Raw genomic sequence first — 12,075 nt, 5'->3', positions numbered from 1 at the left:
CCCACGCGTCCTCCGCGGCAACCTGCCTCTTGCCGAGCTGCACCCTGGGTAGCTCGGTGGGGTCGGTGCCGACCCGCACCTCCGGAGTGGGGGTGCCGCCGGCGGCACCGAGGTCGACCGTGGCCCGGGCGAGGTCGCTGTGCCCGTCGGAGCTGATCTCCCAGGTGATGCCGGGGGAGTAGAGCACCATCGGCTCGTTGGAGCCGAGCACCAGCAGGCCGTCGTCGCCGATCGGCTGCAGGCGGATGTGCACCTGGCCGAAGTCGGGCCGCGGCACGAAGTCGATCCGGGCCCGGGAGCTGCCCGACAGCACGCGGATGAGCGAGTTGCCGGTGCGGTGGTGGTCGAGCCAGTCGGTGACGGTGAGGCCCGACCAGCGGGTCTCCACCGTCATCGTGCCCGGCCGGTAGCGCTGGCCGAGCGGGATGCCGCCCTTCTCCGGCTGGACCGTGAAGTGCCCCGCGGCGGTGTCGCCGAGCAGGTCGGCGAAGACCGCCCCGGAGTCCGGCTTCGGGTGGCACAGCCAGGTGACCCGGGCGGCGGGCGTCAGCAGCGCGACGGTGTGCGTGTTGGACAGCATCGAGTGCCGCTCGATCGGCACCGCCTGCTCGCCGAAGAGCCACCGCCGCCGGGTGTGCAGCAGCAGCTCCAGCACGCCCACGGCGGCCTCGGCGTCGGTGATGCTGAAGCGGGCGAGCGTGTCGGTGCCGCCCTCGCCGCCGCCGACCTTGATGCCGAGGTCGGGGCCGTGCAGGTGGGCGAAGGCCTTCTCGTCGGTCGCGTCGTCGCCGAGGTAGACGATGGCGCTCGCCGACACCTGCATCCGCAGCGCGTCGACGGCGAGGCCCTTGTCGGTCGGCACGACCGACAGCTCGATGACCTCCTTGCCGGTGGTCACCTCGATGTCGGGCCACAGGGCGGCGCCGCTGCGGACGGCGTCGAAGACCCGCCCGGCGACGTCCCGCGGCGCCGCACGGGTGTGCACCGCGACGCTGGCCGGCTTGGCCTCCAGGCGCACGCCTGGCTGGTCGCGGCAGATCGCGGTGAGCGCCGCGTGCAGTTCCGCGCGGCGCTGCTGGCGCTCGGGTGGCAGTTCGTCGACGTAACCGACGTCGAACTCGGAGCCGTGGCTGCCGACCAGTCGCACCTCGGCGGGGAGGCGCGACAGCGCGGCCAGGTCGCGCAGCGCGCGACCCGAGATCACGCCGACGGTTGTCTGCGGCAACGAGGACAACGCGCGGACGGCCGCTACGGATTCTGGGCTGGGCGTCGCCTTCGTAGGGTCGGCGACGATCGGCGCGAGAGTGCCGTCGTAGTCACATGCCACCAGGAGGTTCGGCACGCGGGCGACGCGCAGCACCGCCGCGCGGAGGTCCGGGTCGAGCGAGAGGACGGTGCCTGTCGCCGAGTGTTGGTTCATGTCCGGCCTGTTCGTGGGAGCGATGAAGGTCGTTTGAGCGTTTGACGTGCACACGGCGGTGCAAGGGCGGGCGTGTGCTGATCGGGATGCTGGTCATGATGCTGCGCCGAGCGCGTCGAGAAACGCGTCCGCCCATGCGCGGACGTCGTGTGAGCGCAAGTGGGAATGCATAGCATGCATTCGTTTGCGCCCTTCGACCGGGTCGACGTGGATCGCACGCATGAGTGCGTCTTTCACCCCGTCGAGATCGTGCGGATTGCACAGGAACGCCTGACGCAGCTCGGCGGCCGCACCGGCGAACTCCGACAGCACGAGGGCGCCGCCACCGTCGGCGCGGGCGCCGACGTACTCCTTGGCCACGAGATTCATGCCGTCCCTCAGCGGAGTCACCATCATGACGTCGGCCGCGACGTACAACGCGGCCAGCTCAGCCCGACTGTACGACTGATGGAGGTAGTGCACGGCCGGTTGGCCAACTCGTCCGTACTCCCCATTGATCCGTCCGACCTCACGTTCAACGTTCACCCGCAGCGTCTGGTAGTGCTCCACCCGCTCCCGACTCGGCGTAGCCACTTGTACCATCACCGTATCCGGCGCTGTGAGTCGTCCATCCGACAACAGTTCGCGGAAGGCTTTGAGTCTTCTCTCGATGCCTTTGGTGTAGTCCAGCCGGTCCACCCCGAGGATGATGGTCTTCGGTTCACCCAGTTCCGTCCTGATCGCCTTCGCCCTGGCCTGCACCTCGGGTGAGGTGGCGAGCCGCTCCATCTCCTCGACGTCGATCGAGATCGGGAAGGCTTCGGCCCGCACCGTGCGGCCCTCGTACTCGACGACGCCGCGCCGCACGCGGGTGCCCAGCAGATGTCGGGACAGTTGGACGAAGTTCTGTGCGCCGAGTGGCCGTTGGAAACCAACCAGATCGGCACCGAGCAGACCCTTGAGAACTTCGGCCCGGCGCGGTAGTTGCATGAACAGTTCGACCGGGGGAAATGGGATGTGCAGAAAAAACCCGATCTTGAGATCGGGTCGGGTCTCGCGCAACAGGGCCGGCACGAGTTGCAACTGGTAGTCCTGGATCCATACGGTGGCACCCGGTGCCGCGTCGTCGGCGACGGCCTTCGTGAAGCGCTCGTTGACCAGCCGGTATGCCTCCCACCATCGTCGTTTGAAGATCGGCGTCTCCACGGCGTCGTGGTAGAGCGGCCACAGGCTGGAGTTGGAGAAGCCTTCGTAATACCGCTCCACCTCACCCGCGCTCAGCGCCACCGCGTGCAGCTTCACCCCGCCGGCCTCGAACGTCCCGTCCGGCAGCTGTGAGTCCCCGACGCCGCCCGACCAGCCCACCCATGTGCCGTTGCGCTGCTGGAGCACCGGCTCCAGCGCCGTGACCAGGCCTCCCGGGCTTCTCCGGAAGCTGATCTCACCGTCCGGCCCGACCACCTTGTCGACCGGCAGCCGATTGGCGACCACCACGAATGCACTGTTTCCAGCCACGTGTCGTGTCCTCCCCCTGGGTGATCCACCCTCGTACTTTCAGCCTACTGATCCCCGTAGGTGCCCGGCAGCATGCAGCGGGCTGGCTCACAGGTGCGATCCTGCTGGGCATGTCCTCGCACGATGCCTACCCCGAGCCCGAGCGGGGCCGGACGCTCACCGTCGTCCTGCTCGCATTGCTGATCCTGACCGTCATCGGTGCGCTGTTCGGCTTCGTGCTCGGTAACCGGGCCAAGGGCGACGCTGCGTCGGGTCCCGGTAGCGGACAGTCTTCACGACCATCGACATCCGTCAACACTCAGGGTCCCGTCACGCCGAAGGCCACGCCCTGTCCCGCGTTCATGGAGACCGCGATCAAGCAGCGCGACAGCAAGGCGGCCACCCCCCTGGCGCTGCAGCTGTACATCCGCACCGACAAGCGCGAGGTGTGGATCTGCCGGGAGGCCGACAGCTCGGGGCTGTGGTACCAGGGGCACGACAGGCGCAGGAGCTTCTCCGGCGTCGACGGCTCCGGCGAGACGCCCGTCGAGGGCGACAACGGGCTGCTGCTCAGCAGCGTCACGTTCTCCGGCAGCGTGGGCAACGACAAGTACACGGCGACCAACGGCGGCACCAGCTACACCGTGTCCCGGGACAAGCTCGTGGTCTCCGGTAACCAGAACTTCACAGAGACGGTCCAGGAGTCCCTGCCGCAGAAGTGACGCCCGATTTGGGGGCGGGGCCCGGGGCCTGGAAAGATTGACCCGACGCGAACACAGACTTACCGGAGGTAGGGGCGCACCGTGGCTCAGTACATCTACGTGCTCGAGAAGGCGCGCAAGGCGCACGGCGACAAGGTCGTGCTCGACAACGTCACGCTGTCGTTCCTGCCCGGCGCGAAGATCGGCGTGGTCGGCCCCAACGGCGCCGGCAAGTCGAGCCTGCTCAAGATCATGGCCGGGCTCGACAAGCCGAGCAACGGCGAGGCCCGGCTCATGCCCGGCTACACGGTCGGCATGCTCCTGCAGGAGCCGCCGCTGAACGAGAGCAAGACCGTCCTCGGCAACATCGAGGAGGCGGTCGCGGAGACCAAGGCGAAGCTCGCCCGGTTCAACGAGATCGCCGAGCTCATGGCGACCGACTACTCCGACGCGCTGATGGAGGAGATGGGCAAGCTCCAGGAGGAGCTCGACCACGCCGACGCGTGGGACATCGACTCCGCGCTCGCCCTGGCCATGGACGCGCTGCGCTGCCCGCCGCCGGACGCCGACGTCACCACCCTCTCCGGTGGTGAGCGCCGCCGCGTCGCGCTGTGCAAGCTGCTGCTCGAGGCGCCCGACCTGCTGCTGCTCGACGAGCCCACCAACCACCTCGACGCCGAGAGTGTCAACTGGCTGGAGCAGCACCTGCAGAAATACGCGGGCGCCGTGCTCGCCGTCACCCACGACCGCTACTTCCTGGACCACGTCGCCGAGTGGATCGCCGAGGTCGACCGCGGCCAGGTCCACGGCTACCAGGGCAACTACTCCACCTACCTGGAGAAGAAGGCGCAGCGTCTCGCCGTCGCCGGCCGCAAGGACCAGAAGCTGCAGAAGCGCCTCACCGAGGAGCTGGAGTGGGTCCGGTCCAACGCCAAGGCCCGCCAGACCAAGTCGAAGGCCCGCCTCGAGCGCTATGAGGAGATGGCCAACGAGGCCGAGAAGACCCGCAAGCTCGACTTCGAGGAGATCCAGATCCCGCCGGGCCCGCGCCTGGGCAACATGGTCATCGAGGCCAAGGAGCTGGTCAAGGGCTTCGACGAGCGCGGCGTGCTGATCGACGGGCTGTCCTTCTCGCTGCCGCGCAACGGCATCGTCGGCATCATCGGCCCCAACGGCGTCGGCAAGACCACGCTCTTCAAGACCATCGTGGGCCTGGAGGACCCCGACGCCGGCCAGGTCCGCGTCGGTGAGACGGTCAAGCTGTCCTATGTCGACCAGAGCCGCTCCGGCCTCGACGGTGACAAGACGGTGTGGGAGGTCGTCTCCGACGGCCTGGACCACCTGATGGTCGGCAAGGTCGAGATGCCGTCCCGGGCGTATGTCGCGGCGTTCGGCTTCAAGGGCCCCGACCAGCAGAAGCCGACCAAGGTCCTGTCCGGCGGCGAGCGCAACCGGCTCAACCTGGCGCTGACGCTGAAGATCGGCGGCAACGTGCTGCTGCTCGACGAGCCGACCAACGACCTCGACGTCGAGACGCTCTCCTCGCTGGAGAACGCGCTGCTGGAGTTCCCCGGCTGCGCCGTGGTCATCTCCCACGACCGCATGTTCCTCGACCGGGTCGCGACCCACATCCTCGCCTGGGAGGGCGACGAGAAGGACCCGGCCAAGTGGTTCTGGTTCGAGGGCAACTTCGAGTCCTACGAGAAGAACAAGGTCGACCGCCTGGGCCAGGAGGCGGCGCGCCCGCACAGCGTCACCTACCGCAAGCTCACCCGCGACTGAGGTGGCCCGCTTCATCTATCACTGCGCCCTGCGCTGGTCCGACCTGGACGCGTATGGGCATGTCAACAACGCGCGCTTCCTCACCCTGTACGAGGAAGCGCGCGTGGCATTGATGTTCACCGCGGCGAAGGCGGCCGGGCTGGAGACGTTCGAGGACGGGATCGTCATCTCACGTCATGAGATCGACTATCTGCGACCCATCGACTACGGCGATCCCGTGCGCATCGAGCTGTGGCTGGAGGAGATCAAGGCGAGTCGATTGACGGTCGCCTACGAGCTCTTCGACGGCGACGCGGTCGCGTCCCGCGCGCGGACCGTCTGCGTGCCCTTCGACCTGGCCGCCGGCCGCCCCCGCCGGGTCAAGGACGTCGAGCGCGAGTTCCTTTCCCCGTGGCTTGGCTGAACGGCTCGGGGGTCACGGACGCCCGGGCGTTCCTGGCCCGGGCGGTCCGTCTCGACGCCGGCGCCGTGGTCCGGCTGCGGCCCGCCGGTGACGACCAGGTCACCCTCTGGTCACGCCTGCCGTGGGGGGTCCTGGTGAGCCGCGGCGTCCCGGGACACGTCGACGGCGATCACACCGTCCTGGCCCGCGAGCTCCTGACGACCCTCGATGAGGGTCTTCCCGCATTCCGGGACAGCGAATGGCGGTGGTCCATCCCGGGCGGCCCCGGCACCGTCGTGGAGCGGATCCCGGGCGCCGACATCAGGCGGGTCGGCGTGGCCGCCGCGGACACGTTGCGGACCGCCGCGGCGGAGGGTGTGGCGGGCCGCGCGGTCGGTTCCAGGGTCCTGCGCGAAGCGCTTCTGGATCACGTGCCGATCGTCGTGACGACCGACGCCGGGGAGCGCGTCGAGATATCGCAACGGCTCGTGCAGGCGGTCGTGCGAATGGGGTTCATGATGAGCGACCGTGCACCTGCACGAGACTTTGTCGATGTCCGGAAATTGGGTCCATGGACGGCTCTGGCCTGCGCATATGGCTCTGCCTGGCATCGTGCTGCCAAGACTCTTCTCATCGGATAGACGGTGGTAAGACCCTCACCCGAACGGGTGGGGCGGGGGTGAAATTGGGGGCTGCTGAAACTCGTCCGAACGGGTACCGTCCTCTTTCGGGTCCACCGCCGAGCGAAATCACTCGGCGACGGACCGCAATTGCGGGTGGAGGCGCACGGGGGAGCTAGGGAGCGCGGGACGATGCCAAAGTGGCCATGGCGTGCCGAGCAGACGGACGGGTCGCAGACCGACACGACCGTCGCGCAGCTGGCACGGGAGGAGCCGACTCCGGTGACCGACGCGGTGTGCGACGGGACCCCGGACGTGGGTGCGGGCGTGATCGCACCGGTGACGTTGCTGCGGGTCGCGGAGGCCCTCGAGCAGCTTGAGATTCGATACCTAACTGATGGGGATGGCAGCCTTCTCGCGCTGTGGGAGCGCCACGCTGTGCTGTTCGCCCTCGAGGGACCGTCGGACGAGATCCTGGTCGTCCGCGCCAGGCCGCACGCCACCGTGCCACCGGACTGGGCCGACCGGTCCTACCGGGTGGTCAACGAGTGGAACCACACACGCCGCTTCTACAAGGCCTATGTCGGTGACCCCACCGACCGCGGCCAGCTGCCGATCTACGCCGAGATGCAGGTGCCCCTGCTGTCCGGCGCCCACCCCGAGCTCATCGCCGAGCTCGTCGACTGCGCGGCCGTCGTGGCCATGGGCTTCGTGGACTGGCTGCACGACGAGGGTGCCCTGCTCTGACGCCGCGGATGCCCCGCCCTATCCGGATATATCGGGTAACGGCGGGGCCTCGTACCGGCGGCGCTTCGGGCGGATCTCCGGGCATGGGACGATAGGGGTCTGATCCCCGCCATACTGGAGAACGGACGCCCGTGCCACCGACGAACGACCCCGGCGTGAACCGTCCCGGTGCCACCGTGCCGGACAGGATCCGCAACTTCTGCATCATCGCGCACATCGACCACGGCAAGTCGACGCTGGCCGACAGGATGCTGCAGCTCACCGAGGTGGTCGACGCTCGGCAGATGCGGGCGCAGTATCTCGACCGCATGGACATCGAGCGCGAGCGCGGCATCACGATCAAGAGCCAGGCCGTGCGCATGCCGTGGCGGGTCCGCGAGGGCGGCCTGGCCGACGAGCAGTTCGTGCTCAACATGATCGACACCCCGGGCCACGTGGACTTCACCTATGAGGTGTCCCGCAGCCTGGCCGCCTGCGAGGGTGCCGTGCTGCTGGTCGACGCGGCGCAGGGCATCGAGGCGCAGACCCTCGCCAACCTGTATCTCGCGCTCGAGAACGACATGACGATCATCCCGGTGCTCAACAAGATCGACCTGCCGGCCGCGCAGCCCGAGAAGTACGCCGAGGAGCTCGCCCACCTCATCGGCTGCGACCCCGACGACTGCCTGCGCGTCTCGGGCAAGACCGGCATCGGGGTGCCGCACCTGCTCGACGAGATCGTGCGCCAGCTGCCGGCGCCCAAGCCCGGCAACGGCGAGGGCACCCGGGCGATGATCTTCGACTCGGTCTATGACGTGTATCGCGGCGTCGTCACCTACGTCCGTGTCGTCGACGGCCGGCTCGGCGCCCGCGACCGGATCAAGATGATGTCGACCGGCGCCGTGCACGAGCTGCTGGAGATCGGCGTCATCTCACCCGAGCCGATCAAGAGCGACGGCCTCGGCGCCGGCGAGGTGGGCTACCTCATCACCGGCGTGAAGGACGTGCGCCAGTCCAGGGTCGGTGACACGGTCACCATCAACGCCAAGCCGGCCACCGAGCCGCTCGGCGGCTACAAGGACCCGAAGCCGATGGTCTATTCGGGGCTCTACCCGATCGACGGCTCGGACTACCCGCTGCTGCGCGACGCGCTGGACAAGCTCAAGCTCAACGACGCCGCCCTGGTCTACGAGCCGGAGACCTCCGCCGCGCTCGGCTTCGGCTTCCGCTGCGGCTTCCTCGGCCTGCTGCACCTGGAGATCATCCAGGAGCGCCTCGAGCGCGAGTTCAACCTCGACCTGATCTCCACCGCGCCCAACGTGGTCTACCGGGTGATCATGGACGACGGCAAGGAGCACGCGGTCACCAACCCGAGCGAGTTCCCCGACGGCAAGAGCAGCAACATCTTCGAGCCGACGGTGCGGGCCACGGTGCTGACCCCCAACGACTTCGTCGGTGCCGTCATGGAGCTCTGCCAGGGCCGCCGCGGCTCCCTGCAGGGCATGGACTACCTGTCCGCCGACCGCGTCGAGCTGCGCTACGTGCTGCCCCTCGGTGAGATCATCTACGACTTCTTCGACCAGCTGAAGAGCCGCACCAAGGGCTACGCCAGCCTCGACTACGAGCCCAACGGCGAGCAGCAGGCGGATCTGGTCAAGGTCGACATCCTGCTGCACGGCGAGCCCGTGGACGCGTTCAGCTCCATCGTGCACAAGGACAAGGCGTACAACTACGGCGTCACGATCGCGTCGAAGCTGCAGAAGCTCATCCCGCGCCAGCAGTTCGAGGTGCCGATCCAGGCCGCCATCGGCAGCCGGATCATCGCCCGCGAGACGATCCGCGCCATCCGCAAGGATGTGCTCGCCAAGTGCTACGGCGGTGACATCAGCCGCAAGCGCAAGCTGCTGGAGAAGCAGAAGGAAGGCAAGAAGCGGATGAAGATGGTCGGCCGCGTCGAGGTGCCGCAGGAGGCGTTCATCGCCGCACTGTCCACCTCGGACGCCCCGGCGGCGGACAAGCCGAAGAAGTGAGCCACTGCCCGCGCTGCGGGGCGTCCTCGGACGCCCCGCCGGCGGCGTGCCCCGCCTGCGGCTTCGAGACGTTCGTCAATCCCCGCCCGACCGGCACGGTCGTCGTCCTGGACGGCGACCGGTTCCTCGTGATCCGCCGGGCCCGCCCGCCCCAGCAGGGCCTGTGGGAGCTGCCCGGCGGTTTCTGCGACGGCTGGGAGCACCCCCGCGACGCCGCCGCCCGGGAGGCCCGCGAGGAGCTCGGCGTCGACCTCGACTTCGGCGCGTTCCTCGGCATGTGGATCGGGGCCTACGAGTTCCAGGACGAGACGGTGCCGGTCCTGGACTGTTTCTGGGCCACCCGGGTGCCTCCGGGCGCCGCCATCACCCTCGACCCGGCCGAGGGCAGCGAGCTCGCCTGGGTCCCTTTGTCCGATCCGCCGCCACTCGCGTTCCCCACCATGGAATCGGCGATACGCGAAGTTCGTCGATCGCCGGGGCGTTTGGTCCCCTGACGTCACGGGCAATAAGAGCGCAACCGCAACTGCAAGAACCCCCTGGTTGAGGCTCTGAAGGAGGACCCGTGACTGTCACCGGAATCATCACGGCACTGATCGTCGGCCTGATCGTCGGTGCGCTCGGACGGCTGGTCGTTCCCGGCCGTCAGAACATCCCGATCTGGCTGACCATGGTGATCGGCGTGATCGCCGCTCTGCTCGGCACCGTCATCGCCAACGCCATCGGCGTCTCCACCGACACCCCCGGTGTCGACTGGGGCGAGCTGCTGATCCAGGTCCTGGTCGCCGCCGTCGGCGTGGCCCTGGTGGTCGGTGTGTCCGGTCGCGGGCGTCGCAGCTCCCTGTAACCCCCGCATTCACGCTTCAAGGCCCCCAGCCTCCCCGGACTGGGGGCCTTCGGCATGTCGACCCCTTGGAAGATCCGACCGCTGGTGACCAGCCGGATCTTCCAAGGTCACCGCGGCGGGGTCAGCGGAGCCAGGGGATGGAGCGGTCGAGCAGGCCGCGCGTCTTGAGCTCCTTGCGCAGCGGGATCTCCTCGTCGATGTACCCGTTCCAGTTGATGCCCCAGTAGTTGGCCGTGTGCGTGGCCTCGCCCAGCAGCTGGCGCTGGACGGGGGTCCGGTTGGCCCACCACTCGCCGTCGTGGTCGATCGGCATGTCGTCGAGGTTGCGGATCCACCGGTACGTGTACCCGACGAAGAGCATCTTGCGGGTGACGTCGGAGTAGTTCGGCGACCGCGAGTGCCAGAGGCGCCGGTCGAAGATGAAGCAGTCACCGGGGTTGGCCGTGATCTCCACGGTGCCCTCGGGGTCGGGGTTCTCGACCGTGGTGTCCGCGGGGCGGGGCAGCGAGTTCCACAGGTGGCTGCCCGGGATGACCTTCGTGGCGCCCCGGCCGGTCTCCGACAGGTCGGAGATGACGTAGCCGATCTTCAGCGAGAACATCGGCCGCGGCAGGTTGGGGTCCATCGTCTCCGGGTCGGAGTTCTGCCGGTACCCGTCCTGGTGCCAGCCCCACGAGGGGGCCTCCGTCATCGCCGCGGGAGGGGTGATGTCGAGGTGGTTGTGGTGCGTGTAGATGTTCCAGCCGGCGAGGCCCCACATGTACGGGAACAGGGTCGGCTGGGTCAGCAGGTGCCCGAAGAGCTCGTCGCGGTTCAGGAAGCCCAGCAGGTGCAGCGTGCCGTCCTTCTTCATGCTGCTGGAGCCGGCGGCCTGCTCCTCGGCGTAGACCCGGTCCATGGCCGCTTCGAGCTGCGCTCGGTGGTCTTCCTTCAGGACGTTGCGGACCAGCAGGAAGCCGTTGTCCAGGAATTCCTTGCGGTCGGTCTCGCTGATCGGCTCGTAGCCGGTCAGGTCACCGTAGTCGGGTGCAGCGGACGTCATGTCCTCCCCTTACTTTCGTCAACCAGGGAACGACCGATGGTAACGCGAGGTGCACGCGGGCCCGACTCGGGAGTTGGCTGCCGGACAGTGCGGAAAACCCGTCCGAACGGCCGACAACCTGCGGGTCGTCCGCGACGTCAGGGACGGTCAGTAGACCTCGGCGACGACCTGTCCGCCGTCGGCGCCGCCACGCTGCGTGACCCGGGTCCACCCGCCGCTCTTCGCGGTCCACTCCATGTCGTTGAAGACGACGCGCTTGACGCCGTGGTCCTGGGCGTGGGCGACCATCCAGTGCGCGTACTGCCAGCCGGTCTTCTGCTCACGGACCTTCAGCGCCACCCCGACGAGGTCGGTGACGTCGGCGGTGCGCACGTCGCCCCAGTCGAGCCTGACGCTGGCGCCGAGGGTCTTCGCGGCCTCCACGCCGTGGCTGGACGCCTCGGTGACGGTGCAGGAGACCGCGCCGGTGGCCTCGCCGCTCAGGGCGCGGACCATGATCTCCGACTCGTCGACCCACTTCTCGTAGGCCTCGGGGTGGGCGCTGCGCTGGACCTCCTGCGCGGCGTCGGTGACGCGCATCTTCTCCCAGCCCTTGACCTTCAGCAGGGCGGTGTAGAAGGCGTTCGCCGCGTAGCGCGGGTCGGCGATCTGCTCGGGCTTGCCCCAGCCCTGGCTGGGCCGCTGCTGGAACAGGCCGATCGAGTCCCGGTCGCCGCCGGCGAGGTTCTCCAGCTTCGACTCCTGCCAGGCGGTGGCGAGCGCCACGACCAGGCCCCGCTGCGGCACGCCGCGGCGCAGGCCGACGGCGGTGATGGTCGCGGCGTTGGCGACCTGCTCCGCGTCGAGCGGGACGTCGTCGCCGGTGCCCGACGACGGGGCGCTCGCCGTGCTGCCGCCGGTGATGACGCAGGCGCGGCCGGGCGGCAGCAGCTGCGGCAGGTGATCACCGAGCCGCTGGACCAGCACGTAGACGCCGACGGAGCCGACGATGCCGAGCACCATCAGAGCCACCAGCACGTGTCGTGTACGCATCGTCACCCCCTGACCTGAGAACT

General features: G+C 68.7%; 12 protein-coding genes. 8 read left to right on the top strand and 4 right to left on the bottom strand.

All coding sequences use genetic code 11. From position 1 onward, the window contains the following. Both otsB and ACZ6TV_RS49430 read right to left on the bottom strand, forming a co-directional pair. Positions 1 to 1,420: trehalose-phosphatase (gene otsB, locus ACZ6TV_RS49435; protein ID WP_465307623.1), on the bottom strand; the 1,420-nt coding region annotated here is incomplete at its 3' end. 93 nt (positions 1,421 to 1,513) lie between these two features. Beyond that, positions 1,514 to 2,914 (bottom strand): alpha,alpha-trehalose-phosphate synthase (UDP-forming), encoded by a 1,401-nt coding sequence (locus ACZ6TV_RS49430; protein WP_465307621.1) that lies wholly within the window; start codon positions 2,912 to 2,914, stop codon positions 1,514 to 1,516. A gap of 110 nt (positions 2,915 to 3,024) precedes the next feature. Between ACZ6TV_RS49430 and ACZ6TV_RS49425 the strand changes: the two genes are divergently transcribed. The 8 genes from ACZ6TV_RS49425 to ACZ6TV_RS49390 all read left to right on the top strand — a co-directional run bounded on the left by ACZ6TV_RS49425 (position 3,025) and on the right by ACZ6TV_RS49390 (position 9,978). After that, a complete protein-coding gene (locus tag ACZ6TV_RS49425) occupies positions 3,025 to 3,615 on the top strand; it encodes a hypothetical protein (protein ID WP_465307619.1) in 591 nt (196 codons plus the stop codon). An 81-nt stretch (positions 3,616 to 3,696) separates the two neighbouring features. Continuing rightward, a complete protein-coding gene (gene ettA, locus ACZ6TV_RS49420; protein ID WP_465307617.1) occupies positions 3,697 to 5,376 on the top strand; it encodes an energy-dependent translational throttle protein EttA in 1,680 nt (559 codons plus the stop codon). 1 nt (position 5,377) lies between these two features. Further along, complete coding sequence (locus ACZ6TV_RS49415; RefSeq protein WP_465307615.1) at positions 5,378 to 5,779, top strand: acyl-CoA thioesterase; 402 nt, start codon at positions 5,378 to 5,380, stop codon at positions 5,777 to 5,779. After that, positions 5,767 to 6,399: a DUF8185 domain-containing protein gene (locus tag ACZ6TV_RS49410; protein WP_465307613.1), complete on the top strand. Its 633-nt coding sequence runs from the start codon at positions 5,767 to 5,769 to the stop codon at positions 6,397 to 6,399. The genes ACZ6TV_RS49415 and ACZ6TV_RS49410 overlap by 13 nt, the downstream gene beginning before the upstream one ends. 171 nt (positions 6,400 to 6,570) lie before the next feature. Further along, positions 6,571 to 7,125: a type III secretion system chaperone family protein gene (locus ACZ6TV_RS49405; protein ID WP_363531386.1), complete on the top strand. Its 555-nt coding sequence runs from the start codon at positions 6,571 to 6,573 to the stop codon at positions 7,123 to 7,125. A gap of 131 nt (positions 7,126 to 7,256) precedes the next feature. After that, the gene (lepA, locus tag ACZ6TV_RS49400) at positions 7,257 to 9,134 is read left to right on the top strand and encodes a translation elongation factor 4 (protein ID WP_465307611.1); all 1,878 of its coding nucleotides are present in this window, start codon (positions 7,257 to 7,259) and stop codon (positions 9,132 to 9,134) included. After that, the gene (locus tag ACZ6TV_RS49395; RefSeq protein ID WP_465307609.1) at positions 9,131 to 9,628 is read left to right on the top strand and encodes an NUDIX domain-containing protein; all 498 of its coding nucleotides are present in this window, start codon (positions 9,131 to 9,133) and stop codon (positions 9,626 to 9,628) included. The genes lepA and ACZ6TV_RS49395 overlap by 4 nt, the downstream gene beginning before the upstream one ends. 68 nt (positions 9,629 to 9,696) lie before the next feature. Continuing rightward, entirely contained in the window at positions 9,697 to 9,978 is a 282-nt protein-coding gene (locus tag ACZ6TV_RS49390) for a GlsB/YeaQ/YmgE family stress response membrane protein (RefSeq protein WP_465307607.1), read from the top strand. Positions 9,979 to 10,099: 121 nt separating this feature from the next. On the opposite strand, the gene ACZ6TV_RS49385 is transcribed toward ACZ6TV_RS49390, so the two are convergent. Both ACZ6TV_RS49385 and ACZ6TV_RS49380 read right to left on the bottom strand, forming a co-directional pair. Beyond that, positions 10,100 to 11,020, bottom strand: a complete 921-nt coding sequence (locus ACZ6TV_RS49385; RefSeq protein WP_465307605.1) for a phytanoyl-CoA dioxygenase family protein — start codon at positions 11,018 to 11,020, stop codon at positions 10,100 to 10,102. Positions 11,021 to 11,167: 147 nt separating this feature from the next. Next, entirely contained in the window at positions 11,168 to 12,052 is an 885-nt protein-coding gene (locus ACZ6TV_RS49380) for a VldE C-terminal domain-containing protein (RefSeq protein WP_465307603.1), read from the bottom strand. Between the last annotated feature and the right edge of the window lie 23 nt (positions 12,053 to 12,075).

It is taken from the genome of Dactylosporangium sp. NPDC051087 (assembly GCF_055586325.1).
The sequence above is the reverse complement of the archived record's forward strand: the minus strand, read 5'-3'. Positions and strand labels throughout refer to the sequence as shown.